The 24200-nt window shown below is 69.9% G+C and carries 22 protein-coding genes; 15 read left to right on the top strand and 7 right to left on the bottom strand.

The window, feature by feature from the left end; genetic code table 11:
• Window positions 1–59 precede the first annotated feature (59 nt).
• A complete protein-coding gene (locus ABZ194_RS13035; RefSeq protein WP_355595549.1) occupies window positions 60–1007 on the bottom strand; it encodes a hypothetical protein in 948 nt (315 codons plus the stop codon).
• A 361-nt stretch (window positions 1008–1368) separates the two neighbouring features.
• Between ABZ194_RS13035 and ABZ194_RS13030 the strand changes: the two genes are divergently transcribed.
• Genes ABZ194_RS13030 through ABZ194_RS13015 form a run of 4 tightly spaced genes read left to right on the top strand, consistent with a single transcriptional unit; the run spans window position 1369 to window position 5174 of the window.
• Window positions 1369–2490, top strand: coding sequence for a spermidine/putrescine ABC transporter substrate-binding protein (locus ABZ194_RS13030; RefSeq protein ID WP_355595547.1), 1122 nt, complete (start codon window positions 1369–1371; stop codon window positions 2488–2490).
• A complete protein-coding gene (locus tag ABZ194_RS13025) occupies window positions 2487–3362 on the top strand; it encodes an ABC transporter permease (protein WP_355595545.1) in 876 nt (291 codons plus the stop codon). Before ABZ194_RS13030 ends, ABZ194_RS13025 begins: the two co-directional genes overlap by 4 nt.
• Window positions 3355–4128 carry an ABC transporter permease gene (locus ABZ194_RS13020; protein ID WP_355595543.1) on the top strand — a complete coding sequence of 258 codons (774 nt, stop codon included), beginning with the start codon at window positions 3355–3357 and terminating at the stop codon, window positions 4126–4128. The genes ABZ194_RS13025 and ABZ194_RS13020 overlap by 8 nt, the downstream gene beginning before the upstream one ends.
• Window positions 4128–5174, top strand: coding sequence for an ABC transporter ATP-binding protein (locus tag ABZ194_RS13015; protein WP_355595541.1), 1047 nt, complete (start codon window positions 4128–4130; stop codon window positions 5172–5174). Before ABZ194_RS13020 ends, ABZ194_RS13015 begins: the two co-directional genes overlap by 1 nt.
• Window positions 5175–5176: 2 nt before the next feature.
• Here the strand turns inward: ABZ194_RS13015 and ABZ194_RS13010 are convergent, their stop codons facing one another.
• On the bottom strand, window positions 5177–5785 hold the full coding sequence (locus tag ABZ194_RS13010; protein WP_355595539.1) for a TetR family transcriptional regulator: 609 nt from the start codon (window positions 5783–5785) through the stop codon (window positions 5177–5179).
• Window positions 5786–5910: 125 nt separating this feature from the next.
• On the opposite strand from ABZ194_RS13010, the gene ABZ194_RS13005 reads away from it, so the two are divergent.
• The 7 genes from ABZ194_RS13005 (at window position 5911) to ABZ194_RS12975 (ending at window position 14500) form a co-directional block, all read left to right on the top strand.
• Window positions 5911–7182, top strand: a complete 1272-nt coding sequence (locus ABZ194_RS13005) for a glycosyltransferase (protein WP_355595537.1) — start codon at window positions 5911–5913, stop codon at window positions 7180–7182.
• Between the two features lie 34 nt (window positions 7183–7216).
• On the top strand, window positions 7217–8623 hold the full coding sequence (locus tag ABZ194_RS13000; protein ID WP_355595535.1) for an aldehyde dehydrogenase family protein: 1407 nt from the start codon (window positions 7217–7219) through the stop codon (window positions 8621–8623).
• Window positions 8624–8819: 196 nt separating this feature from the next.
• On the top strand, window positions 8820–11702 hold the full coding sequence (locus ABZ194_RS12995; RefSeq protein WP_355595533.1) for a nitrate- and nitrite sensing domain-containing protein: 2883 nt from the start codon (window positions 8820–8822) through the stop codon (window positions 11700–11702).
• Entirely contained in the window at window positions 11699–12121 is a 423-nt protein-coding gene (locus tag ABZ194_RS12990) for a roadblock/LC7 domain-containing protein (protein WP_355595531.1), read from the top strand. Before ABZ194_RS12995 ends, ABZ194_RS12990 begins: the two co-directional genes overlap by 4 nt.
• Before the next feature lie 9 nt (window positions 12122–12130).
• A complete protein-coding gene (locus ABZ194_RS12985) occupies window positions 12131–12532 on the top strand; it encodes a DUF742 domain-containing protein (RefSeq protein WP_355595529.1) in 402 nt (133 codons plus the stop codon).
• Window positions 12533–12539: 7 nt separating this feature from the next.
• On the top strand, window positions 12540–13079 hold the full coding sequence (locus ABZ194_RS12980) for an ATP/GTP-binding protein (RefSeq protein WP_355595527.1): 540 nt from the start codon (window positions 12540–12542) through the stop codon (window positions 13077–13079).
• A 179-nt stretch (window positions 13080–13258) separates the two neighbouring features.
• The gene (locus tag ABZ194_RS12975) at window positions 13259–14500 is read left to right on the top strand and encodes a flavin-dependent oxidoreductase (protein ID WP_355595525.1); all 1242 of its coding nucleotides are present in this window, start codon (window positions 13259–13261) and stop codon (window positions 14498–14500) included.
• 101 nt (window positions 14501–14601) lie between these two features.
• On the opposite strand, the gene ABZ194_RS12970 is transcribed toward ABZ194_RS12975, so the two are convergent.
• From ABZ194_RS12970 to ABZ194_RS12950, 5 genes are all read right to left on the bottom strand, one after another.
• On the bottom strand, window positions 14602–15606 hold the full coding sequence (locus ABZ194_RS12970; RefSeq protein ID WP_355595523.1) for a methyltransferase: 1005 nt from the start codon (window positions 15604–15606) through the stop codon (window positions 14602–14604).
• Between the two features lie 73 nt (window positions 15607–15679).
• A complete protein-coding gene (locus ABZ194_RS12965; RefSeq protein WP_355595521.1) occupies window positions 15680–16462 on the bottom strand; it encodes an ABC transporter ATP-binding protein in 783 nt (260 codons plus the stop codon).
• Between the two features lie 9 nt (window positions 16463–16471).
• On the bottom strand, window positions 16472–17263 hold the full coding sequence (locus ABZ194_RS12960; protein WP_355595519.1) for an ABC transporter permease: 792 nt from the start codon (window positions 17261–17263) through the stop codon (window positions 16472–16474).
• On the bottom strand, window positions 17263–18051 hold the full coding sequence (locus ABZ194_RS12955; RefSeq protein WP_355595517.1) for an ABC transporter permease subunit: 789 nt from the start codon (window positions 18049–18051) through the stop codon (window positions 17263–17265). Before ABZ194_RS12955 ends, ABZ194_RS12960 begins: the two co-directional genes overlap by 1 nt.
• Window positions 18048–19028 carry an ABC transporter substrate-binding protein gene (locus ABZ194_RS12950; protein ID WP_355595515.1) on the bottom strand — a complete coding sequence of 327 codons (981 nt, stop codon included), beginning with the start codon at window positions 19026–19028 and terminating at the stop codon, window positions 18048–18050. Before ABZ194_RS12950 ends, ABZ194_RS12955 begins: the two co-directional genes overlap by 4 nt.
• A gap of 481 nt (window positions 19029–19509) precedes the next feature.
• Here ABZ194_RS12950 and ABZ194_RS12945 point away from each other — a divergent pair, with 481 nt between their 5' ends.
• From ABZ194_RS12945 to ABZ194_RS12930, 4 genes are all read left to right on the top strand, one after another.
• Entirely contained in the window at window positions 19510–22662 is a 3153-nt protein-coding gene (locus ABZ194_RS12945) for a nitrate- and nitrite sensing domain-containing protein (protein WP_355595513.1), read from the top strand.
• 43 nt (window positions 22663–22705) lie between these two features.
• A complete protein-coding gene (locus ABZ194_RS12940) occupies window positions 22706–23119 on the top strand; it encodes a roadblock/LC7 domain-containing protein (RefSeq protein WP_355595748.1) in 414 nt (137 codons plus the stop codon).
• Between the two features lie 126 nt (window positions 23120–23245).
• The gene (locus ABZ194_RS12935; RefSeq protein ID WP_355595511.1) at window positions 23246–23602 is read left to right on the top strand and encodes a DUF742 domain-containing protein; all 357 of its coding nucleotides are present in this window, start codon (window positions 23246–23248) and stop codon (window positions 23600–23602) included.
• Complete coding sequence (locus ABZ194_RS12930; protein WP_355595509.1) at window positions 23583–24176, top strand: ATP/GTP-binding protein; 594 nt, start codon at window positions 23583–23585, stop codon at window positions 24174–24176. The genes ABZ194_RS12935 and ABZ194_RS12930 overlap by 20 nt, the downstream gene beginning before the upstream one ends.
• Window positions 24177–24200 lie beyond the last annotated feature (24 nt).

Below are 24200 nucleotides of genomic sequence, written 5' to 3'. Positions count from 1 at the left end.
GGGTTGGGGCGCCGGTCCCCTTCATGCCGGGGTCGCCGGTCCGGGACGCCGGCGCTCCGTCACGGATACCAGGACCGCAGGACGCCCATCGGGGCGTAGCGCCAGCGGGGAAGGTGCCGGGCGGCGTAGACGAGCTCCCGGCACTCCTGCTCGATCTCGAACGGGCGGATCAGGGAACGGTCCAGCAGTGCCCCGTGGCCGAGTTCGGCCAGCCGGGCCAGGTAGCCGGTCTCCAGGGCGGCGCGGGCGGCGGCGGCCCACGTCCCGATCCGGGCGGGGGCGGCGCCCCGGCGCTTGATCGCGACCTGGCCGACGTGTTCGAGGCTGGTGGTGAGCTGCGCGAGGTCCCGGGCGGCCGGTTGGAAGGGGCCGGCTCCGGTGACCGTGGGGTTGCCGTCGAAGTCGATCACCGCGTAGCCGCTCCGCAGGCGGAGTATCTGGCCCACATGCAGGTCGCCGTGGATGCGGATGAGGGGGGTGGCCTCAGCCGGGGCCGGTGCGGTGAGCTCGGCGCGGAGCTCGGCGGCGTGGGCCGAGAGCCACTCGCCGTCCGGGCCGCCGGTCAGTGCGAGCGCCTCGTCCACCGCGTCCGCGGCGCGGGCCGCCCAGGGTGCCGGTCCCGGTCCCCGGTGGGCCGGCGCGTGCCGTACCGGGTCGGGGAAGGTCGTGGACGGCGTGGCCATCGCCGCGTGCAGGTCGGCGGCGAGGGAGCCCAGGTCGGCGGCGAAACCCGTGCCGCCGGACACGGCCTCGTCCACGCACCACCTCCAGCCGTCCTCGGCCCCCGGCAGATAGGCGGTGACCAGGGCGAGCAACAGCTCACCGTCATCACCGCCACGCCGTACGCGGCGTGAGATCGCCGCGTACGGCGTGGCGGTGGCGGTGAAGCCGACCGAGGTGAGGTGGGCGAACACGTCGGGGGCCGGGTGGGGGAGCGGCGCGGGCGGGGTGAGCCATTTGACGACCACGCTCTCGCCGACCACCACGGAGCGATTGGTCTGGTCCACGTCGAATCCCCGTTCGCCGGGGTGAGAGGTTCCGGGGGATGCCGTTAGTTGAACTCCGGTTGAAAGGTCTGAGGACGCGGCTGCGGGGAGTGGATGGAATCGGCGGACGGTGAACGGGGCGGGAACATCACAGGTAAGAGCGTTGACAAGCTCGCTGGTCCGCCCGTCACCGGCATGTGGCGCGGTGTCGAGCCGGTTCCATATTGAATCTTGACTCAACTGTCTAACCAAACTTTCCATGGGTGATGTCGCGCAAAGTCTTGCCCAAGTTATGGTTGGCTGCAACACTCCTGATTTGGTCTGCCGTGTCCGTAACGGCCGGTCTGCCCCACTTACGCTGAATTCAGAAGGAGTAGCGGCCGTGTTCAGTGCCCGGTACCCCCGTTCCTCGCCGGCTGCCGCCCTGGTGGCCGGTCTCGCGCTCGCGGTCTCGGCCTGCGGCGGGGGATCCACCGGCGCGGACTCCGCCGCCGACGCCCCCGCCGCCCAGCTCAACCCGAACGCGGACCTGTCCAAACAGGGCCTGACCATCTCGGTCTGGCCGGGTTACACCCCGGAGGACCTGCCCAAGCGGGTCAAGGACAGGCTCAAGGTCGACGTCAAGATCACGCTCCATGACACCAACGAGATCATCATGGGCAAGCTGACCGGGGGAGCCGACACCGGCCTCGACGTGGCCTTCGTCTCCGGTCAGTACGCCCAGGCGCTCAACGAGGCCGGCCTGCTGGAGCCGATCCACCCCGAGCTCATCCCCAACCTGGTCAACCTCTACCCCGAGGCCAAGGAACTCTCCTACGACAAGGGCAACGCCTTCTCGGTCCCCTACACCTGGGGCACCACCGGCATCTGCTATCGGACCGACCTGGTGAAGACGCCGCCGACGAGCTGGAACGACATCCTCGACCCGCCGGCCGACGCCAGGAAGAAGGTCACCATGATGACCACTGAGCGCTGGCTGGCCCTGCCCGCCGTCAAGGCGCTCGGCATGTCGGTCAACACCAGGAGCGACGAGGACCTGGCCAAGGTCAAGGAGAAGCTGATCGCGGCCAAGCCGAACCTGCTCGGCTACGACGACGTCACCTTCGGCGACCGTCTCAAGAGCGGCGAGGCCGTGATGGTCGAGGCGTGGGACGGCTGGTGCCCCACGACTGAGAAGAACATCGCCTTCACGGTGCCCAAGGAGGGCAGCGACCTCTGGGTGGACACGATGGTCGTGCTGAAGGGCTCCAAGAACAAGGAGGCCGCGCACGCGTTCATCAACTTCATCCTGGACCCGGAGATCCACAGCTGGGCCGCGCGGAACATCCTCTACAAGGTCCCGAACAAGGCCGCCATGGACGCCCTCCCCGCGGACCTCAAGGAGAAGAACGCGCCGCTGCGGATGACCCCCTCGCAGCTGCTCGCCGGAGAGTCCATCGTCGACCTGGGTGAGGACTCCACCAAGTTCACCCGACTCGCCACCGAGGTCAAGGCCGCGAAGTGACAGACCCCACCGTGACCGGCGGGACCGTGCGATCGCGGTCCCGCCGGTCACGTGTGCTGGGACGGCTGTTCTTCCTCGGGCCGGGCCTGACCTACCTGATCGCCTTCCTGCTGATCCCGCTGGTGCTGGTCCTCAGCTACTCGTTCTTCCGCAGGGGGCGTTTCGGCGGTGTCGTCCACGACCTGACCGGGGAGAACCTCACCCGGTTGTTCGACCCGCTCTACCTCGACGTCGTGCTCGGCTCGCTGAAGCTGGCCACCGCCGCGACGCTGATCTCCATCCTGGCCGGCTACCCGACGGCCTATCTGATCGCCGGGCTTCCGCGGCGGTGGAAGACGATCGCGCTGATCGCGATCGTGCTGCCCTTCTGGACGAACTTCCTGGTCCGCATCTACGCCTGGATCGTGCTGCTGAGTGGTCCGGGACTGGTCAACAGCGCGCTGGGAGAGCTCGGCCTGGGCCCGTTCGAGTTCCTCTACAACGACGGCACGATCGTCACCGGCCTGGTCTACTCCTACCTGCCGCTCATGGTGCTCCCGCTGTACGCGGCGATCGAGAGGCTGGACCCGCAGCTCCGCGAGGCCTCGGCCAACCTCGGTGCCAGGCCCGCCCGCACGTTCCTGTCGGTGACGCTGCCGCTGACCCTGCCGGGCGTCCTCACCGGCTGCATGTTCGTCTTCGTGCCGAGCTTCGGCAACTTCGTCATCCCCGAACTTCTCGGCGGCGGCCGTTCGATCATGGTCGGCAACCTGATCAGGGACCAGTTCCTCACGGCACGCGACTGGCCGTTCGGGTCCGCTCTCGCGCTGGCGCTGCTCGCCATGCTGATCGTCCTGCTCCTCCTGCAGGCATGGAGTGCCCGCCGTGCGTAGATCCCCCCTGCTGTACGTCCCCTTCTGGGCGACCTACGTGTTCCTCTACACGCCGATTCTGGTGCTCGTCGTCATGTCGTTCAACTCCGGCAGGTCGCCCTACTCCTTCACCGGCCTCAGCCTGAAGTGGTACGGCGAGCTCGCCGGAAACGCGGCCATCCGCGAGGGCCTGCTCAACACGCTGGTCGTGGCGGCCGGATCCACGGCGCTGGCCACCGTGCTCGGCACCCTGCTGGCGGTCGGGCTCGCCAGGCACACCAGGTCACGGCTGCTGGACGCGCTCGGCGTGCTGCCGGCCATCCTGCCCGACCTGGTGCTGGCCATCGGCCTGCTGGTGTTCTACGCCGCGGTCAAGATGACCCTCGGCCTGCACTCGGTGCTGCTGGCCCACACGGTGTTCGGCACGGCGTTCGTGACCGCGGTGGTCCGCACCCGGCTCACCCAGTCCGACACCTCCCTGGAGGAGGCGTCCAGAGACCTCGGCGCGACGCCGCTCACCACGTTCGTCCGTGTCACGCTGCCCCAGCTCGCACCGGGTATCGCGGCGGGTGCCCTGCTGGCGTTCACGCTCTCCATCGACGAGTTCGTGATCGCCTTCTTCACCGCGGCGCCGACCACGCCGACCCTGCCCATCGTCATTTACTCAATGGTCCGCTTCGGGGTCACCCCGGAGATCAACGCGCTGGCGACCCTGTTGCTGGCCGTGAGCTTCACCGTGGTGATCGTGGCCCAGCGGATGACCCGACTGACGGAGTCGCTGTCCTAATGCTGCAGATCACAGGTGTCAGCCGCCGGTTCGGCGACGTCATGGCGCTGTCGAAGGTCTCCCTGGAGATCCGGCAGGGCGAGTTCTTCGCGTTGCTCGGCCCCAGCGGCTGTGGCAAGACCACTCTCCTGCGCATCCTGGCGGGCTTCGAGTTTCCCGACTCGGGCACCGTCACACTCGACGGCGCCGACCTGCTCGGCCAGGCCGCGCACCGCCGCCCGGTCAACCTCATGTTCCAGTCGTACGCGCTGTTCCCTCACATGACCGTGGCCAAGAACGTCGCCTACGGCCTGGAACGGGAGAAACTGCCCAGGACCGAGATCCGCGAGCGGGTCGCCGAGGTCCTGGAGAAGGTCGGCCTGAACGCCATGGCCACCCGCAAACCGCAGCAGCTCTCCGGCGGCCAGCGGCAGCGGGTCGCGCTGGCCCGCGCGATCGTGAAGCGTCCGCGCGTGCTGCTGCTGGACGAGCCGCTGTCCGCCCTGGACAAGAAGGTCCGCGCGGAGATGCAGCTTGAGCTCAAGCGGCTCCAGAACGAGGTCGGCATCACCTTCGTCGTGGTCACCCACGACCAGGAGGAGGCCATGTCGCTGGCCGACCGGATCGCCGTCTTCAACGCCGGCCGGGTGGAGCAGGTGGACGCGCCGGTGGAGCTCTACGAACGGCCGCGCACCCCGTTCGTCGCCGGGTTCGTGGGGGCCGGCAACCTCTTTCCGGGCACGGTGCGCGCCGGCGGGCTCTCCTGCGAGGGACTCGGCGTGCTTCCCGGGGTGTCGGACCTGGCGGAGGGGGCGTCCGCGCTGCTGGCCGTACGGCCGGAGCGGATCGGCCTGGCCGGCGAGGACGCGTCGGCGCGGGGCGAGGGCGTGCTGCGGGGGAAGGTCGCCGACGTCAGTTTCTACGGCGGCGTCTCGCACATCTCGGTCCTCGTGGCCGGGCACCCGACCCCGATCCTGGTGGCCACCCAGGGGGCCACCCAGGTTGAGGTGGGGTCCTCGGTGGCCCTCACCTGGGCTCCCGAGGACGGGGTGCTGATTCCTCAATGAGCTCAATGAGACGTCTTGAGCGGGTTGCCGGTGGCGGTCCTGGCGTAGGCCAGGATCAGCTCCACCGCCTCATCCGGGCCGATCACCGGGTGGCGGGCCGTTATGCGGTAGCCGTACGCGTCCTCAAGCGCGACCAGGTTGCGCGCGATGACAAGGGAGTCGCCGGACAGCTTGAAGATCTCCAGCGCGGCTCCGGTCTCCAGGACGCTCTGGTAGAGCGAGACCTGACGGTCGTAGAGCGTGGTGAGCAGCAGCGCGTACATCCGGTTGCGGGAGGCGGCTCCGCCGAGCTCGTTGAGCAGCCGCACGTCAGGGTCGTCCGGCCCGTGGGGCAGGCCCGAGCGGATGGTCACGACGAGCTTCTCCACGGGGTCGCGCATGCCGCTGATCCGCTTGAGGCGCTGCTCGTAGAAGCGCTCCATCCCGGCGTGGTGGGCGTCCACCAGCAACTCGCCGAGCTGGGGATAGTGGTAGAGCACGGCGCCGGAGGTCAGACCGGCCTCCTCGGCGACATGGTTGAGGTGCACCCCCTCGGTGCCGTGCCGGATGATCGCCCGGTGTGCGGCTGCGATGAGATCCAGGCGCCGGTCCGCCCGCCTCTTGCGCGTCATAATCCCCTACTTGTTGAAGGCCACGCTCTCTGCCGGGGTCCATAGTGACCGTTTTTCAGGGTTTTAGCTAGACCGGGAATTGAACCCCTCTTCAAAGTCGTCAACCACCAGACCATGGAGGCGTCATGTCTCTCACGATCTTGTTCATGCCGGAAAGCGCCTACGGGCCGACGAACAACTGCATCGGCATCGGTGACATTCTTCGCAAGCGCGGGCACCGAGTCGTTTTCGCAGCCGAAGCCTCTTGGAAGGGGAAATTGGCCGCCCTCGGATTCGAGGAGGACCTCGTCGACCTCGCCCCGCCCTCCGAGGAGGAGCAGGACGCCGGCCAGTTCTGGAAGGACTTCATCCGGGACACCGCCCCGGAATACCGCAAGTCCACCGTGGAGCAGCTTGAGACGGTGACCAAGCCGATCTGGGAGGCGCTCATCGAGGGCGCGAAGTACTGCGAGCCGCGGTTGAAGGCGATTGTCGAGCGCGTTCAGCCGGACGTGATCGTCGAGGACAATGTGATCACTTTCCCGGCGCTGCTCACCGCGGGCAAGCCGTTCGTCCGGATCGTCTCCTGCAACCCGCTGGAGGTGCGCGGCGAGGGGGTGGCCCCGGTCTTCTCCGGCCTGCCCGCCGGCGACCGGTCCGAGTGGGGCGCCTTCCGCGCCGAGTACGACCGGACACACCGCGAGATCTGGACCGCCTTCAACGAGTGGGTCGTCGCCCAGGGGGCCGAACCGCTGCCCGACCTGGACTTCATCCACCGGGGCGACCTGAGCATGTACGTCTTCCCGGAGATCGCCGACTACACCGGCGCCCGGCCGCTGGGCGACACCTGGCACCGCCTGGACTCCTCGGTCCGCGAGACCGACGGCGGCTTCGAGGTGCCGGCGTCGCTGGCCGGCGGGGAGGGCGAGCTGATCTACTTCTCGCTCGGCTCCCTCGGCTCGGCGGACGTCTCACTGATGCGGCGGGTCATCGACGTGCTGGCCACCACCCCGTACCGCTTCATCGTCTCCAAGGGGCCGCTGCACGAGGAGATCAAGCTCGCCGGCAACATGTGGGGCGCCGAGTTCGTCCCGCAGACCAAGATCATCCCGCTGGTGGACCTGGTCATCACGCACGGCGGCAACAACACCGTCACCGAGGCGCTGCACTTCGGCAAGCCGATGGTCCTGCTGCCCCTTTTCTGGGACCAGTACGACAACGCGCAGCGCATCGACGAGCTCGGCTACGGCGTGCGCCTGGCCACCTACACGTTCACCGAAGAGGAGCTGACCGGCGCGCTGGCCAGACTGCTCGGCGACACCGGGCTCCGCGAGCGCCTGGCCGCCGCGGGCGAGGAGATCCGCCGCCGCGACGGCCTGCGCGGGGCGGCCGACCTGATCGAGCGGGCCGGGGCCTGACGGCTTTTCGCACCATCACCACGAGGGATGCTTCATGGGCAAGTTGATCAATCCGGCCGACGGCGGACTCCTGCCGGAGGTGCCCGACACCCCTGTGGGGGAGGTGGCGGACGCCGTACGGCGGGCACGGGTGGCGCAGGAGGAGTGGAGCGGGGCCACCGCGGCCGAGCGGGCCAGGGTGCTGCTCCGCTTCGCCGACCTCGTCGAGGCCGACGCCGAGGAGCTCACCCGGCTGGAGGTGGCCGAGACCGGCAAGCCGGCGGCGGTGTTCCGCGACGGCGAGCTGCCCTTCGCGGCCGACAACCTCCGCTTCTTCGCCGGGGCGGCCCGCTCGCTGGAGGGCACCGGGGCCGGGGTGCTCAGCTCGGGCTACACCTCGGTGCTGGTCCGCCGCCCGGTCGGCGTGGTCGGCTCGATCGCCCCGTGGAACTTCCCGCTGGTGATGGCCGTCTGGAAGCTCGGCCCCGCGCTGGCCGCGGGCAACGCGACGGTCATCAAGCCCGCGCCCCGGACGCCGGGCACCACGCTACGGCTGGCCGAGCTGTTCGCCGGGGCAGGGGCGCCGGAGGGGCTGCTCCAGGTCGTCCTCGGCGACGCCGAGGTGGGGGAGGCCCTGGTCACCGACCCCGGGGTGGACATGGTGAGCGTCACCGGCTCCACCGAGACCGGCCGCGCCGTCATGCGCGGGGCCGCGGGTTCGCTGAAGCGGGTCCACCTGGAGCTCGGCGGCAAGGCGCCGGCCCTGGTCTTCGCCGACGCGAACCTGGCCGAGATGGCCAGGGGCGTGGCGATGGGCGCGACCTACAACACGGGCCAGGACTGCACCGCGGCGACCCGCGTCTACATCTCCCGTGACGTGTACGGCGAGGCCGTCGAGGCGCTGCGCGCGACGCTGGAGCGGATCACGGTGGGCGACCCCTGGGACCCGGCCACCGACATCGGCCCGCTGATCTCCGCGGAGCACCGGGCCCGCGTGCACGGCTCCGTGGAGCGGTCGGTCGCGGCCGGAGCCTCGGTGCTCTGCGGCGGCTCCCCGCTCGACGGTCCCGGCTTCTACTATCCGCCGACCCTGGTCGCCGGCGCCCGCCAGGAGAGCGAAATCGTGCAAAGTGAGCTTTTTGGTCCGGTTCTTGTGGCTCTGCCGTTCGACGGTGAGGACGAGGCGGTCCGGCTGGCCGACGACACCCCCTACGGCCTGGCCTCCTCGGTCTGGTCCACCGACGTGGCGCGGGCGCTGCGCGTCTCCCACCGGCTCGACGTGGGCGTGACCTGGGTGAACGATCATCTGCCCATCGCGTCCGAGGCGCCGCACGGCGGGGTCAAGGGGAGTGGTTTCGGCAAGGACATGAGCCAGGAGGCGGTCCAGGAGTACTCGGTGACGCGTCATTTGATGATCAAACACCAGGCTCCCGAGGCCAGGGAGTCGTTTCGGCCCGCCTGACCTTTGATGCCAAATATCCCTTTTATGGTGATATGTCGGCACACACTCCATTCGAAGTGCCATATAAGGATGTGCTCAAATTGCTACCGCCGTATCCAAAACCGGCGAGGGGTTGTCAAGGCCAGTGAAGAAACAAGACCGTCGGGGTCACCGCGCGTCAGCGGTGGGCAGCCGACTCCTGCCTTCGAACTGGCGGGTGCGTCCTCGTCTGGTCGCGCTCATCCTGCTCCCCACGGCGGCGGCGGTGGTGCTGACCGGGCTCCAGCTCACCAGTTCGCTCACCCGTGCCGCGGAGTACCGCAGGACGGCCGAGGTCGCCTCGCTCATCGAGCGGCTCGGCACGCTCTCCCACGAGATCGCCGAGGAACGCGACCTCACCGCCTGGTACATCGCCGAGGGGCGCAGCCCGGCCCGGCTCGCCAAGGTCACCCAGCAGCGCGAGAGCGTCGACCGGATCCGTGCGAAGGTGACGACCTCCATCGAGGGGCTCGAAGACGGGCAGCCGAGTCGCGTCGGCACCGAGACCGCCCAGATCCGCAACTGGCTGAACGGCCTGCCCGGCCTGCGCAAACCCCTCACCGAGGGCGGTGTGCTCCCGCGCGCCTCCCTCGGCATGTACTCGCGGATGATCGCCGACCTCATCACCCTCCACGACGACCTCGGCCGGAGCGGCGGCGACGACCGCCTCACCGGTGACGCGCTCGCGCTGGGCGCGCTGACCAGGGCCAAGGAGCAGGTCGCCCGGCAGCGGGGCATCCTGCTCGTCGGCCGGATCGAGGGCCGTTTCGACTTCGACGACCCCGCCGACTACCTGGGCGCGTACAAGAGCCAGCTGAGCGAGCAGGCCGCCTTCCAGGCGACCGCCTCCCCCGCCGACGTCAAGCGCCTGCGCGACGTGCTCGGCGGGCAGAAGGCCGACCGGGCCGACGCCATGCGCGCCCTGGTCATGTCGCGCATGCGCGAGGGCCTGGGCCTGCCCAGGGTGGGGATCAACGCCTGGTTCGACTCCGCCACGGCGATCGTGGACGGGATGCGGAGCGTCGAACGAGGCCTGGCCGCCTCGGTCGTCACCCGCAGCCAGGAGCTGCAGAGCTCCGAGCAGCGCAGCGCCGTGATCTCCGGTGCCGCGCTTCTCGTCCTGCTGGTCCTGATCCTGCTGATCACCGGCTGGGTGGCGGGCACGCTGATCCGGCCGCTGCGCAGGCTGCGGAGCGAGGCACTTGAGGTGGCCGGTGCCCGGCTGCCCGAGACCGTCCGCGTGCTGCGGGAGTCCGGTGAGCTCGCCCCGAACGTGGAGGTGTCCTCCATCGGGGTGGTCTCCCGCGACGAGGTCGGGGAGGTCGCCAGGGCCTTCGACGAGGTCCACCGCGAGGCCATCCGGCTGGCGGGCGACGAGGCCCGGCTGCGGAACAACGTCAACGCGATGTTCGTCAACCTCTCCAGGCGCACCCAGTCGCTGGTGGAGCGGCAGATCGACCTCATCGACGACCTGGAGCAGGGCGAGCAGGACGACGCCCGGCTGAGCAGCCTCTTCAAGCTGGACCACCTGGCCACCCGCATGCGCCGCAACTCCGAGAACCTGCTGGTCCTCGCGGGCCAGGAGCAGAGCCGCCGGTGGAGCGAGCCGATCCCGCTGAGCGACGTCGTCCGCGCCTCACTGTCGGAGGTGGAGAACTACGAACGGGTGACCCTGCGCGTCGAGTCGGGCGTCTCGATCCTCGGTTCGGCCGTCAACGACATCGTCCACCTGATCGCGGAGCTCGTCGAGAACGCCATCTTCTTCTCGCCGCAGGACACCAAGGTCACGGTGACCGGCAACGCCAACGAGACGGGAGCCGTCATGCTGGCGGTCACCGACATGGGCATCGGCATGAGCGACGAGGAACTGGCCGAGGCCAACCGGCGGCTGGCCGAGCCACCGGCGGTGGACCTGTCGGTCTCCCGCCGGATGGGCCTGTTCGTGGTCGGCCGCCTGGCCCTGCGCCACGGCATCCGAGTCCAGCTCCGCCGCCCGGAGTCCGGCGGCCTGAGCGCCGTCGTCCTGTTCCCGGCCGAGGTGGTGGACCAGCCGCGGATGGTGCCCGAGATGGCGATGGCCGCGCGGAACACGTCCGCCCCGCCGAGCCACGACCCGTTCGGCGCGTCGCCGGACCACGACCCGTTCGGGAGTCTCCCCGCGCACGGCGGTTTTGCCCACGCGCCCGCCGGGCCGGACGCCGGAGCGGGGCGGCCCCCGGCTCCGGCGGTGGCCGACCTGTGGTCGGCGCAGGTGGTGTCCGCCTCCATGCTGGAGGACCTGTGGTCGTCCCCGCTGACGCCGACCCCGTCGCCGCCCTTCCCCGCGCACCCGTCGCCTCCGGCGGGGGGCCCGCCGTCGCCGCCGGTCACCCCGCCCTTCCCGGTGGCGGATCCCGCCGCGTCGGCCCCGAACCCCTCGTTCCCGCAGTCGTGGCCGGAGATCCCGCCGGTCGACCCCTGGACGCCGCGGTCTCAGGGATCGGCGGACGACTTCCGGGCGCTGCCCGAGGTGGAGGTGTCACCGGCGGAGTCGGATCCGGAGGAGTTCCTGCCGATCTTCGCGGCGGTCGGGTCCGACTGGTTCCGCAACGGTTCCGCCGAAGCGGAGGCCGAGGCCGGAGACGAGATCGGAGACGAGAGCGGAGACGAGAGCGGGGCCGGAGCCGATGAGGCGCCCACCGGGCACGAGGCCGGACTCCGGCCGCCCGTGCGGGATCAGCCCGTGCGGGACCGTTCGGCCCTGCCCGTCCGGCGGCCGGGCCGGACGGGCATGGGGAGGCAACCGTGGAGCACCCCCGCCGACCAGGGCTGGGCCGCCGCCGAGGTGGTCAGGACGCCGGTGGAGGGCGGGGTGACCGGAGTGGGCCTGCCCAAGCGGGTGCCCAGGGCCAACCTCGTCCCCGGATCCGCCTCCGCGACACCGGCGGCACAGGCCGCCCCGGTGCCCCCGGTCTCGGCGGAACGGGTGCGCAGTCGTCTGTCCAGTTTCCAGCAAGGCGTACGGCAGGGCCGCGCTGAGATGAGCCGGCGGTCGAACGCCGCCGAGGGGGAGAACCAGTGAACCACCAACTCAGTCAGGCCGCTCGCGGCTTCAATTGGCTGATCACCGAGTTCGTCAAGGAGATGCCGGGGGTCGCCCACGCGGTGATCGTCTCCGCCGACGGCCTTTCACTGGCCTACTCGGAGAGTTTCCCCAGGGACCGCGCCGACCAGCTCGCCGCGATCACCGCCGGTCTGATCAGCCTGACCCAGGGCGCCTCCCGGGTCTTCGAGGGCGGTCCGGTCGTCCAGACCGTCATCGAGATGCAGCGGGGCCTGCTGCTGACCATGTCGATCAGCGACGGCTCCGCGCTCGCCGTACTGGCCTCGCCCGACTGCGACATGGGCCTGGTGGCCTATCAGATGACGTTGCTGGCGGAGCGTGCCGGTCAGGCGCTCACGCCCGCACTCCGAGCCGAACTGCAGTCGGCTCAGCGATAGGGGGGTGGTATGGACGCACCGGGTTGGCGTGGACCGGGGGAGGAATCCCCTCTCGCGCCGCAGGTCAAGAGCGGGCGAGATCGTCTGATCCGCCCGTACGCGGTGACCGGGGGGAGAACGGTTCCCCGGACGCGGCTCGCACTTGAGGCGCTGGTCTCCTCGGCGACGTTCGTGAGCGTGGATTCGGCCACGCTCTCCACGGAGTATCAGGCGATCATCTCGCTGTCCCAGCAGGTACGTTCGGTGGCGGAGCTCTCAGCCCTGCTGCGCATGCCACTGGGGGTGACCCGGGTCCTGATCGCGGATATGGCGGCCGAGGGCCTGGTACAGATTCATCAGCCGTCCCTGGACGCCGGAAAGCCGGATCTCAACTTGCTGGAAAGGGTGCTCAGTGGGCTTCGCAGGCTCTGACGCCGGAATGACCTCGACGAAGATCGTTGTCGCCGGGGGGTTCGGTGTCGGCAAGACGACCTTCGTCGGCGCGGTCTCCGAGATCATGCCGCTGACCACGGAGGCGGTGATGACGGAGGCCAGCGCCGAGGTGGACGACCTCTCGCACATCCCCTCCAAGCGGACCACCACGGTGGCCATGGACTTCGGTCGTGTCTCGCTGGACCGTGATCTGATCCTGTACCTGTTCGGTACACCGGGTCAGCATCGCTTCTGGTTCATGTGGGACGACCTGGTGAAGGGCGCGATCGGCGCGATCGTGCTGGTCGACACCCGGCGGCTGGCCGACAGCTTCCCGGCGATCGACTACTTCGAGGAGGCCGGACTGCCGTTCATCGTGGCTCTGAACGGCTTCGGCGGCACGCACTTCCACGGTGAGGCGGAGGTGCGGGAGGCTCTGACGATCTCCCCGCACATTCCGGTCGTCCGGACCGACGCCCGGTCCCGTGAGTCGGTGAAGTCGACTCTGATCACCCTGGTGGAGCACGTCCTCACCCTCCGGGGCTGACGGGCGGGGCGCGGGATCCGCCCTCGGGTCCCGCACGCGCCCACCGCCCCGGACGCTTCCCCGTTCCGGAATAGCCATCCGGCCCATCCGAAATTACCTATTTAGTTACGACTTAATCCGATAAGTTATGATCATCGGCCTGGGGTGCCGTGAATTGCCTGGCCGGAGTGTGAGGAAACATGCGCGCGTTGATCGTCGGAGCGGGAATAGGCGGTCTCACCACCGCCCTCAGCCTCCATGCCGCGGGAATCGAATGCGTCGTCGCCGACTCGGTCGCGGAGTTACGCCCGCTCGGTGTGGGAATCAACATTCAGCCGCACGCGGTCAGGGAGCTCACTGAACTCGGCCTGGCGGAGAAACTCGCGGAGATCGGCGTTCCGACCAGCTTCCAGATCTACACCGACTGTTTCGGCGGCACGATTCTCCTCCTGCCCAGGGGCAGGGGCGCCGGATATCGCTGGCCGCAGTACTCGGTCCACCGGGGCGTGTTGCAGATGGCGCTCTTCGACGCGGTGCGCGAGCGGCTCGGCGACGGAGCGGTCAGGACCGGGCTCACCTTCCAGGACGTCGTCGAGGGGCCGGGCGGGATCGTCGCCTCGCTGCGGGACGCCCGTACCGGCGAGCCGGTCGAGCTGGCGGCCGACGTGCTGGTGGGCGCCGACGGCGTCCACTCCACCGTGCGGGCACGCCTCCACCCGGACGAGGGACCGCTGCTCTGGGGCGGGGTGCGGATGTGGCGCGGCATCACCGGCAGCCGGCCGTTCCTGGACGGGGCGACCCTGGCCATCGCGGGTTCCAACGACTCGCGCAAGTTCGTGGCCTACCCCCTCTCGCCGGACGGGACCCGCATCAACTGGGTCGCCGAGGTGAAGGTGGCCGAGGGCGGGGCGGTTCCCCCGGCGGACTGGTCACGGCGGGGGCGGCTGGAGGACGTGCTGCCGCACTTCGCGCGGTGGAGTCACGCCTGGCTGGACGTGCCGGGGCTGCTCGCCGGCGCGGAGCGGATCCTGGAGTATCCGATGGTGGACAGGGATCCGCTCCCGTGGTGGGGCCGGGGCCGGGTGACGCTGCTCGGCGACGCCGCCCACCCGATGTATCCGGTCGGGTCCAACGGCGGCTCACAGGCCGTGCTCGACGCCCGGGCGCTGGCCCGCCACCTGGCCGAGTCAGGGCCGGTGGAGGGGATGACCGCCTACGAGGAGGAGAGAAGGACGGCCACCACGCCGCTCGTGCTCGCCAACCGGGAGATGCCGATGGAGCGGACCGTCGCGCTGGTGGCCGAGCGCGCGCCACTGGGTTTCGACGACGTCTCCCAGGTGCTCACCCCCGACGAGCTGGCCGCGATGGCGGCCGACCAGCGGCGGATCACCGACATGGACGTCAGTTTCCTCAACGAGCGCGCCTCCTGGAGCGTCTGCTGACGGGGTGTCCGCGCCTTCGGTGACGCCGGCGGCCGGTGACGCGGGAACCTCCGCGTCACCGGCCGCCCTGACGCCCGGCCCGGCCGGGTGCCGCCGGGTGCTCAGATCGGCAGAGCCTCGACGACACCGGCCCCGCCGGGCAGCTCGACCAGGTCGCCGATCCGGAATCCGGCCTCGCCCAGCAGCTCGCCGTACTCGGAGACGCTGCGCTCCATGCCCTCGCCGAACAGGGCGAGCATCCGCATGTCCACGTCCTTGCTGATGTGCGGCGCGTCGTCGTCCGGCACGACGAGCTCGACCAGCAGCACCCGGCCGTCGTCCGCCATGACGTCCCTGATGTTGCGCAGGATCCGCACGGCGTCCTCGTCGGACCAGTTGTGGATCACACTTCCCAGCAGGTAGGCGTCCGCCCCCGCGGGCACCGAGACGAAGAAGTCGCCGGCGACGCAGCTGCACCGGTCTTCAAGGCCGGCCTCGGCGAAGAACTCCCGCGCGGCGGGGACCACGTGTTCCTGGTCGAACAGGACTCCCCGGGGTTTTGAATGGGCCTTCAGGATCGCGGCCAGGATGTGCCCCTTGCCTCCGGCCACGTCCACCAGGGTGCGCACACCGGAGAAGTCGTAGCGGGAGGCCACGGCCTCGGCGAACGGCCGGGCCCTGGCCACCATGTAGTCGTCGAACAGCCGCCGGGCGGCGGGGTTGCCCCCGAGATAGCCGTACACCGAGCCGTGGCGTTCGGCGAAGGCCGACCTGCCGGCGCGTACGGTCTGCGGCACCGTGCCCATGCCGTACCAGAACCCCTCCTCGGCGATCATCCGTACGGCGGGCCGCAGCGAGTCGGGTGTGTCCTCGCACAGTGTGGTCCCCGCCTCGGTCAGCCGGTAGACCCCCGGGCCCGTCGGCGCCACCATGCCCATGGAGGTGAGCTGACGGAGCACCCTGCCGAGCGCGGCGGGGTCGGCCCCGCAGCGTGACGCGAGCTCGCCGACGCTCAGGGGGCCGTCCCATAGATGGTCGGCGCAGCCCAGCTCGGCCATCGCCGCCAGGGCCGCGAAGCGGGAGACCCCGCCGATCGCATCCCAGACCGGTGCCTGTGGGTTGCTCATTCACAATCCTCTCGTTGTACGGTTCTCGTTCCGCGGGCCGGAAGGCCGGTGCCCCTCGTGGGATCGCCGCGGATCACGGGGTGGCGGCCGACGGGTTGCGCAGGCCGCGGACCAGGCGGCCGACCTCGGCGCGCAGGTGCACGAAGCCGGGGTGCTCGCGGGTGGTGATCTGGTCGCGCGGGCAGGGGAGGTCCACCCGCAGGTCGCCCACCACCTTCGCCGGGGCCTTGGACAAGACCACGACGCGGTCGCCGACGTAGACGCTCTCGTCGATGTCGTGGGTGATGAGCAGGATGGTCATGTTGTGGTGGCCGCGGACCCGCAGGGTCAGGTCCTCCAGGTCCTCGCGGGTCTGGGCGTCCACCGAGCCGAAGGGCTCGTCCATCAGCAGCAGGGCGGGCCGGTAGGCGAGCGCGCGGGCGATGGACACCCGCTGCTGCATGCCTCCGGACAGCTGCCACGGGTACTTTCCCTCGGCTCCGCCCAGCCCGACCTGGGCCAGGGCCTCCATCGCGGCCTCCCTGCGCCGCCTTCTGTCCAGCTTTCTGCGGCGCAGCGGGAGGGAGACGTTGTCGGCCACCGACATCCAGGGGAACAGCGAGCGGCTGTAGTCCTGGAAGACCACGGCCAGGTTGTCCGGTGCCTGATCGACGGGGGTGCCGTTGAGCAGCACCTCGCCGCCGCCGGGCCGCAGCAGGCCGGCGACGGAGCGCAGCAGGGTGGACTTGCCGCACCCCGAGGGGCCGACGATGCACACCAGTTCGCCCTTGGCGACCGACAGGTCGACGCCGCCCAGCGCGTGGTGGGCGGCCGGCCCGCTGCCGTAGGTGTGGGTCAGATTCGAGATCTCAAGCACAGCAGGTCCTCAGGTCGTCTGCTTGGCGGACCGGTGCCAGGACAGGATGCGCCGTTCGGCCGCGAGGAACGCCGAGTTGAACACGTATCCCAAGACACCGAGTAACACGATCGTCGCCCACACGCCGGGCAGGTCGTAAGACCTCTGCGCGTCCAGAAGCTGGAAGCCGATCCCGTCGGTGCTGCCCACCAGTTCGGAGATGACCATCAGGATCAGCGCCAGGGACAGGCTGAGCCGCAGACCGGCGAAGATCTTCGGCATCGCCGAGGGCAGGATGACCCGGAGCAGGCGCTGTCCGCGCGACAGCCCGAAGACCTCGGCGGTCTCCAGGTGCCGGCGGTCGACGTGGCGTGCCCCCTCCGCGGAGTTGATCAAGATCGGCCAGATGACGCCGAACACGATCACGTTGATCTGCATCCGCGCCCCGATGGCGAACAGCGCCATGAAGAACGGCAGCAGCATCGGCGGGGGGATGGCCCGGGCGAACTGAACCAGCGGATCCACGAGGCGGAAGAGCAGCGGGGACCGGCCCAGCGCGATGCCCAGCGCGGTCCCGGCGACTCCGGCCAGCGCCCATCCGGCCAGCAGCCGGCCGACGCTCGTGGGAATGTTGGCCAGCGCCGCGTCGCTGAGCCAGAGCCGGTCGGCCGGCCCGGACAGCCACATCGCGCGCATGGCGGCGGCGATCCGGGTCGGCGCGGGAAAGGAGAGGTCGCCGACGGCGCGGGTGACGAGCTCCCACACCACCAGCACCGCCGGCACCGGCCAGAGCCGGGCCGCGGCGCGCGGGGCCCGGCCCATCAGGCCGCCTCCGTCCGTGCGCCGTACCAGCGGAACATCCGCCGCTCCGCCAGCACGAACAGGCCGTTGGAGACGTAGCCGATGACCCCGGCCCAGATGGCGGCGGCGACGATGTACTCCACCGCCTCGACGCTGCCCCCGGCCTTGATGAGGAAGACCCCGATGCCGCTGGAGCCGCCGGCGAGCAGTTCCGCGCTGATCGCCACGATGAGCGCGACCGCCGCGGCCAGCCGTACGCCGGTAGCGATGAACGGCGCCGTACTGGGCAGCGACACCCGCCACAGCACGGCCAGCGGGCCGAACCCGAAGCTGCGCAGTGTCTCCTTGGCAAGCGGGTCGACATCCTTGAGGCCGTACATCGTGTTGATCAGGACCGGCCAGGTGGCCGCGTAGACGATCAACGTGACCTCCATCTCGAACTTGTCGGAGAACAGCACGAGCGCCAGGGGGATCAGCGCGACCGAGGGGATGGGGCGGAGGAACTCCAGCAGCGGCCGGAGCGCCCGCTCCACCCTCGGCAGGGTGCCGAGCAGGAATCCGGCGGGCACCGCGACCACTACGGTGAGCAGCAGCCCGAAGAGCCAGGCGCCGAGGGTCGAGACGACGTCGGCGCGGAAGTCCGGGTCGGCGGCGAGCCCCGCCGCGCGGGTGAGCACGGTCGACGCGAGGGGGAACACGGCCGGGCTGATCACCCCGGTACGGCCCAGCGCCTCCAGGAGGCAGAACAGCCCCGCGGCGCCGAGGGCGCCGCAGAACAGTCTGCTGCCGAGCAGTCCTCTCACGATCACCCGGAGGTTCCGGGCAGCATGGCCTTGACGTCGATCTTCTCCGACAGGTAACCCTGCTCCACCATCAGGTCGACCACCCGCTGCAGGCGGGTCTGGTCGAGGCTGGTGGGGAAGCCGCCGAGCGTGATGACGGCCGCGGTGGCGGCGTCGATCTTGGTGTAGGTCGGCAGGATCTCCTCCACGGCCTTGCGGTCGGTGGCGGCGATCTCCTGGCCCTTGGCGAGCGCACGCTGCATGGCGGCGACCGTCTTGGGGTTCCTGCTCGCGAACTCCTCGGTGACGACCACTCCGGCGATGGGGAAGTCGGAGGTGGCGGCGGTCATGGTGTCGGCGAGCTTCTGGGCGCCGATGTTCTTCTGGACGGCGGTCAGGTGCGGCTCGGGCATCCAGGCGGCGTCGACCACGCCCTGCTCAAGCTTGCCCGCCATGTCGGGGAAGGGGAACTCCACGAACTGGACGTCCTTGTCGGTGAGCCCGTGGGTCTTCAGCACCGAGGTGATCGACAGTGTCCCGATGTTCCTGAGGCTGTTGACCGCGACCTTCTTGCCCTTCAGGTCGGCGGGCGACTTGATCGAGGAGTTCTTGGCGACCATGATGACGAAGGCGTTGGGAGCCGCCTGGTAGAGGTCGGCAATGATCTTCAACTTGTTCCCGGCCGCCTGGGCGAGGAAGGTCGAGACATAGTTGGTCTGCGTGGCGTCCAGGGAGCCGCCCAGGAGGCTCTGCTGCGCCTGCGCGCCGCCCTGGACCATCTGGATGTCCACCGTCAGGCCCTCTTCCTTGAAGAAGCCCCTCTTGTTGGCTATGTAGAGCGAGGCCGAGTCGGGGATGGGCAGCGCGCCGACAGCGATCTTGCTCTTCTCAAGTCCGCTCGCGCCGGGGGTCTCGGCCTTGGTGCCGGAACCGCCGCAGGCGCTGAGCGCCAGCATCGCGGTGAGTCCCGCGATGACCGCCCGGCTCGCAAGTCTGAACCTCACAGGGTCTCCTTAGCTGCGTTTGACCGCCCCTGCCGGAACTCGCTGGAGTTGTCAAGCGAAACGGAGAAAGTCCCGGAAGGAACGTGACCAAAGGGGGGTGTGCTGATCGCGGATCAGAGTAGCGGAGCGGATCGGTCAAATTACAATTATCGACCTAAGGGCTCAAAATGGTCACAATCGGGCTTAGTTCCCCCGTGCCCCCGAAGTGGTGATCCAATTTTGTCTAGTGCTCTCACTCTTGGCTGTCAAGGACGGTGTTTCATAGCTTTGTGAAAGTTTGCGTACTGACTTAGAGGGGAACTGTCCGGTTGCAGATGCCGTGTGTCGGTTGCGTCTTGAAAGCGAGTTATGTGCGGTTGGCTGAAGTCATCCGGCTGTGCTCCAATAACCCCTACCCCATGGATGCGTCGGCGTCACTTGCCCCTGTTGCGTGACGCGATCCCCTCCAAGCAGACGATCCGAGGAGAGGCAGCGGAGGCCAGTGAGGACAGCTTCAATCCCCGGCGAACGCGAAGCCGGGTCGGTACCCGCCCCGGCATTCGGCGCCGAGGGGGGGCCGCCGCGGAGCGGCCGGCCCCCGGCCCCCGGAGGGCGCGGATCCCGTAAGGGGGGTTCCCGCAGGAGCGGCGGCAAGCTCGCACTCAAGAACTGGCGGGTACGATCGCGACTCGTCGCGCTGATCGTCATCCCCACCACGGCCGCGATCGTCCTGGGCGGCCTGAGGGTGACCGCCTCGATCAACACCGCCGCCGAGTACGAACGCGCGCACACCAGCGCCGAGCTCACCGCGGCGCTCAGCGAGCTGGCCCACCACATGGAGACCGAGCGCGACCTGTCGGCCAGATTCGTCGCCCAGGGGCGCGGCGGCACCGGACGGGCGAAGCTGCAAGAGCAGTACAGAACCGTCGACCAGCTGGTCAAGGGCGTGCGCGACCGGATCGACATCATCACGGCGGGCGACGCCGTGGAGAGCCTCGGCGAACAGGGCAAGGCCGAGCTCGACCAGGTGCGCGACCGCCTCGACGAGCTGGCGAGCGTGCGCAAGACGGCGATCAACACCCAGTTCCCCGCGCTGTCCACGATCAGCATGTACACCGGGACCATCTCCGACCTGCTGGCCCTGCACGACGAGTTCCAGAGCGTCGCCGACCAGTCCCTCGCCGGCGGTGCCACCGCGTTCGGCGCGCTCACCAGGGCCAAGGAGCAGGCGTCCAGGGAGCGGGCCTACCTCGCGGTCGGCCTCGCCGCCAGGAGCTTCACCCCCGAGGGACTGAACGCCCTCCTGGCCGCCAGGGCGCAGCGCGACAGCGAGCTGGCCGCGTTCCGCGCCGAGGCCTCGATCACCCAGCGCCAGCTCTACGACGACATCGTGAGCAGCCAGAAGAAGGACCGGGCGGAGTCCATCCGAGCCCGTTCCCTCGTCCTCGCCCTCAACGGTCAGCCGCTCATCCGGGTCGACGCCTCGGGGAGCGGGGCCGGTGACCAGACGAGCTGGTTCGACGCCTCCTCGGACGCCGTCGACCGGATGCGCGCGGTGGAGAAGCAGATCGCCGACACCCTGATCGAGCAGAGCCGCGCCCTCCAGGAGTCCGAGCAGCGCGGCGCGCTGATCACCGCGGGGCTGAGCATGCTGCTCCTCCTCCTGGTCCTGACCGTCACCGCGATCATGGCGCGGTCGCTGGTCAGCCCGCTGCGCAGGCTCCGCACCGAGGCGCTGTCCATCGCCGGGCACCGCCTTCCCGAGACCGTGCAGAACATGCGGGAGGCCGGTGAGGGCGCGGACGCCGAGGTCGCCCCGATCGGAGTGGTCTCCGACGACGAGATCGGCGAGGTGGCCAGGGCCTTCGACGAGGTCCACCGCGAGGCCGTCCGGCTGGCGGGCCAGGAGGCCACGCTGCGGAGCAACGTCAACGCGATGTTCGTCAACCTCTCCCGGCGCAGTCAGACGCTGGTGGAACGCCAGCTGTCGCTGATCGAGAACCTGGAGCAGGGCGAGCAGGACGAGAACCGGCTGGGCAGCCTGTTCCGGCTCGACCACCTGGCCACCCGCATGCGCCGCAACAGCGAGAACCTCCTGGTCCTCGCCGGGCAGGAACCGGCCCGCCGGTGGAGCCAGCCGGTCGCGATGATCGACGTGGCCCGCGCCGCGCTCTCGGAGGTCGAGAACTACGAGCGGGTCGACCTGAGGCTCTCCAGCGGCGTGTCCGTGGTCGGCACCTCCGTCAACGACGTGGTGCACCTGATCGCCGAGCTGATGGAGAACGCGATCTCCTTCTCCCCCAGGGAGACCAAGGTCGTCGTGTCCAGCAACCGCATCGACGGCGGCGGCGTGATGGTCTCGGTCACCGACATCGGCATCGGCATGACCACCGACGAACTCACCCAGGCGAACTGGCGACTGGCCAACCCGCCGGTGGTGGACGTGTCGGTGTCCCGCCGGATGGGCCTTTTCGTGGTCGGCCGGCTGGCCCTGCGGCACGGTATCCGAGTCCAGCTCAGGCAGCAGGACAACGGCGGCCTGACCGCCATGGTGCTGCTCCCCGAGAACCTGCTCTCCGTTACCGGCGTCCCTCAGATGCCGGGCGTTCCCGGCCATTCCGGCGTTCCGGGGGGCGACTGGCCCTCGGCCCCGGGCTCGGGAGACCGGGCGGCGGTGCTGTCCAGTCCCACCACGCTCGACCCCGCGCAGTCCGCGTTCACCTCGTTCGAGGCCGCCCAGCAGTCCTTCAACTCCTTCGACGTGCGGCGGCACCTCGCCTCCTTCGAAACCCGGCAGCCCCCCGGCGGAGGCCACGCCGGCCAGGCGCCGGTGGACACCCCCTGGCCCGACCACCTGCCGCCGCCCGGCGCCGGTCCGGCCTGGCCGGCCGCGCCCCAGGCCGACACGGGGACACCGTGGCCCGGCACGCCGGCACGCGGCGAAGAGGCCGCGGCCTGGCCGGACACCTCCCAGGCGGAGACGTCGGTCTGGCCCGACGCGCCCGTACGCGGCGGGGACTCCGGCGTCTGGACGAGCACCCCCGTCCGCGACGGGGACGCCATGGGATGGCCGTCCACCGACCGCAGGGGCCCCTTCGAGAGCCGGGGGTTCGACATCGCGGACAGCACCGGCCCGCTGCCGGTGGTCTCCGACCCCTCTCCCATGGAGGAGGCGAAGGAGGAGTTCCTGCCGATCTTCGCCGCGGTCGAGTCCGACTGGTTCAAGAAGGTCGACGCCTCCGCCCCGGACGAGGACCCCGCCAGGGAGACCATGGGCGCCGCGGGAACCGGGGCCGCCGAGGCCGAACCCTCCCCGGCGTATCCGGTCTCCGACGCCTGGTCCTCGCCCGCGGACGCGGGCTGGCAGGCGGCCCAGGCGGCCAGTGAGCCCACCCTCGGCGGGCTCACCGGCTCGGGGTTGCCCAAACGGGTGCCGAAGGCGAATCTGGTGCCCGGTACGGCCGCCCCCGACCCGGGGGCGGCACCCCAGACCCCCCTCCGGCCGACCGTCTCCCCGGAGGCGGTGCGCAACCGGCTGTCGAGCTTCCAGCAGGGAGTACGGCAGGGCCGCGCGGCGGCCAGGGGTGAGCTAGGCGACGGTCAGCCGTATCCCGACTTCGGCCGGGACGTTGAAGAGAGCAAGGAGGACCGGTGAGCGAGCTCATCATGGTCGCCAAGGAGGATGACACGTGCGCGAAATGAGCCAGGCCGCTCGGGGGGTCAATTGGCTGATCACCGACTTTGTGAACAACGTCCCAGGCGTGGCGCACACGGTCGTGGTGTCGGCGGACGGTCTGCCGTTGGCGTTTTCCGATGGATTTCCCCGGGACCGCGCCGACCAGCTCGCGGCGGTCGCCGCCGGGCTGATCAGCCTGACCCAGGGCGCCTCCAGGGTCTTCGAGGGCGGGGCGGTCACCCAGACGGTGGTGGAGATGCAGCGAGGGCTGCTGCTCATCATGTCGGTCAGTGACGGGTCCTGCCTGGCGGTACTGGCCGCCGCCGACTGTGACATGGGCTTGGTCGCCTACCAGATGACCCTACTTGTCGAACGAGCGGGCCAGGTGCTCACGCCGGCCGTCCGCGCCGAACTCCAGGCCTCCCACCCCCGGTGATGGCGATGATCATAGGAGGATGCCGTGGCAGGCCGCGGCTGGCCAGGTGAGAGCGGCCCGTTAAGCGGGCCGCCCTACCAGTCGATGGAGGATCCCCGCCGACATAGGGGGGATCCCGCACATCTCATGCAACCGGTACCCGGGGAGCAGAGCTCCCTGGTCCGGCCGTATGCCGTGACCGGGGGACGGACCGTCCCCCGGACCCAGCTCGCCATGGAGGCCCTGGTCTCCTCGGCGACGTCCGTACACCACGATCTATCCACCCGCACCCCGGAGTATCAGGCGATCAGCGCCCTGTGCCGGCAAGTGCGTTCGGTCGCTGAGATCTCCGCGATGCTCCGCATCCCGCTCGGCGTTACCCGGATCCTGGTGGCGGACATGGCGGCCGAGGGTCTGCTCCAGTTGCATCAGCCGCAGCTGGACGCGGGCAAGCCGGATCTCAACCTGCTGGAAAGGGTGCTCAGTGGACTTCGCAGGCTCTAGCCGCGCCGGCGGCCTGACATCGACGAAGATCGTCGTCGCCGGTGGATTCGGTGTTGGTAAGACCACCTTCGTGGGGGCGGTGTCTGAGATTCTCCCCCTGACCACGGAGGCGGTGATGACCGACGCCAGCGCCGGCATCGACGACCTCGGCCTCACTCCGAACAAGACCACCACCACGGTCGCGATGGACTTCGGCCGTGTCTCGCTGGACCGTGATCTCATCCTGTATCTGTTCGGCACGCCGGGTCAGCACCGGTTCTGGTTCATGTGGGACGACCTCGTGCGCGGCGCCATCGGCGCCGTCGTGCTGGTCGACACCCGGCGGCTGGCCGACAGCTTTCCGGCGATCGACTACTTCGAGGAGGCCAAACTCCCCTTCGTGGTGGCGGTCAACGGCTGGGACGGGACCTACATGCACGGTGAGGAGGAGGTACGGGAGGCGCTGACACTGGCGCCGCACATCCCGATCTCGCGAACCGACGCGCGTTCCCGCGACGCGGTGAAGGCCACCCTCATCACGCTGGTGGAGCACGCCCTCACCATGAGGATGGCCGTTCCCGGCTGGGGCCGCTGACCGCCGGGGCATAATTCGCGCCGC

It is taken from the genome of Streptosporangium sp. NPDC006007 (assembly GCF_040614315.1).
Taxonomy (GTDB): Bacteria; Actinomycetota; Actinomycetes; order Streptosporangiales; family Streptosporangiaceae; genus Streptosporangium.
This window is presented reverse-complemented; position numbering and strand designations above follow the sequence as displayed.

What these genes read in the sequence shown, in the direction of transcription:
- ABZ194_RS12960 (WP_355595519.1), bottom strand. Translation starts at nt 17,263, where the DNA reads ATGGGCCGGGCCCCGCGCGCCGCGGCCCGGCTCTGGCCGGTGCCGGCG.
- ABZ194_RS13005 (WP_355595537.1), top strand. Translation starts at nt 5,911, where the DNA reads ATGTCTCTCACGATCTTGTTCATGCCGGAAAGCGCCTACGGGCCGACG.
- ABZ194_RS12975 (WP_355595525.1), top strand. Translation starts at nt 13,259, where the DNA reads ATGCGCGCGTTGATCGTCGGAGCGGGAATAGGCGGTCTCACCACCGCC.
- ABZ194_RS12935 (WP_355595511.1), top strand. Translation starts at nt 23,246, where the DNA reads ATGCAACCGGTACCCGGGGAGCAGAGCTCCCTGGTCCGGCCGTATGCC.
- ABZ194_RS13010 (WP_355595539.1), bottom strand. Translation starts at nt 5,785, where the DNA reads ATGACGCGCAAGAGGCGGGCGGACCGGCGCCTGGATCTCATCGCAGCC.
- ABZ194_RS12980 (WP_355595527.1), top strand. Translation starts at nt 12,540, where the DNA reads ATGACCTCGACGAAGATCGTTGTCGCCGGGGGGTTCGGTGTCGGCAAG.
- ABZ194_RS12970 (WP_355595523.1), bottom strand. Translation starts at nt 15,606, where the DNA reads ATGAGCAACCCACAGGCACCGGTCTGGGATGCGATCGGCGGGGTCTCC.
- ABZ194_RS12940 (WP_355595748.1), top strand. Translation starts at nt 22,706, where the DNA reads ATGAGCCAGGCCGCTCGGGGGGTCAATTGGCTGATCACCGACTTTGTG.
- ABZ194_RS13000 (WP_355595535.1), top strand. Translation starts at nt 7,217, where the DNA reads ATGGGCAAGTTGATCAATCCGGCCGACGGCGGACTCCTGCCGGAGGTG.
- ABZ194_RS13015 (WP_355595541.1), top strand. Translation starts at nt 4,128, where the DNA reads ATGCTGCAGATCACAGGTGTCAGCCGCCGGTTCGGCGACGTCATGGCG.
- ABZ194_RS12985 (WP_355595529.1), top strand. Translation starts at nt 12,131, where the DNA reads ATGGACGCACCGGGTTGGCGTGGACCGGGGGAGGAATCCCCTCTCGCG.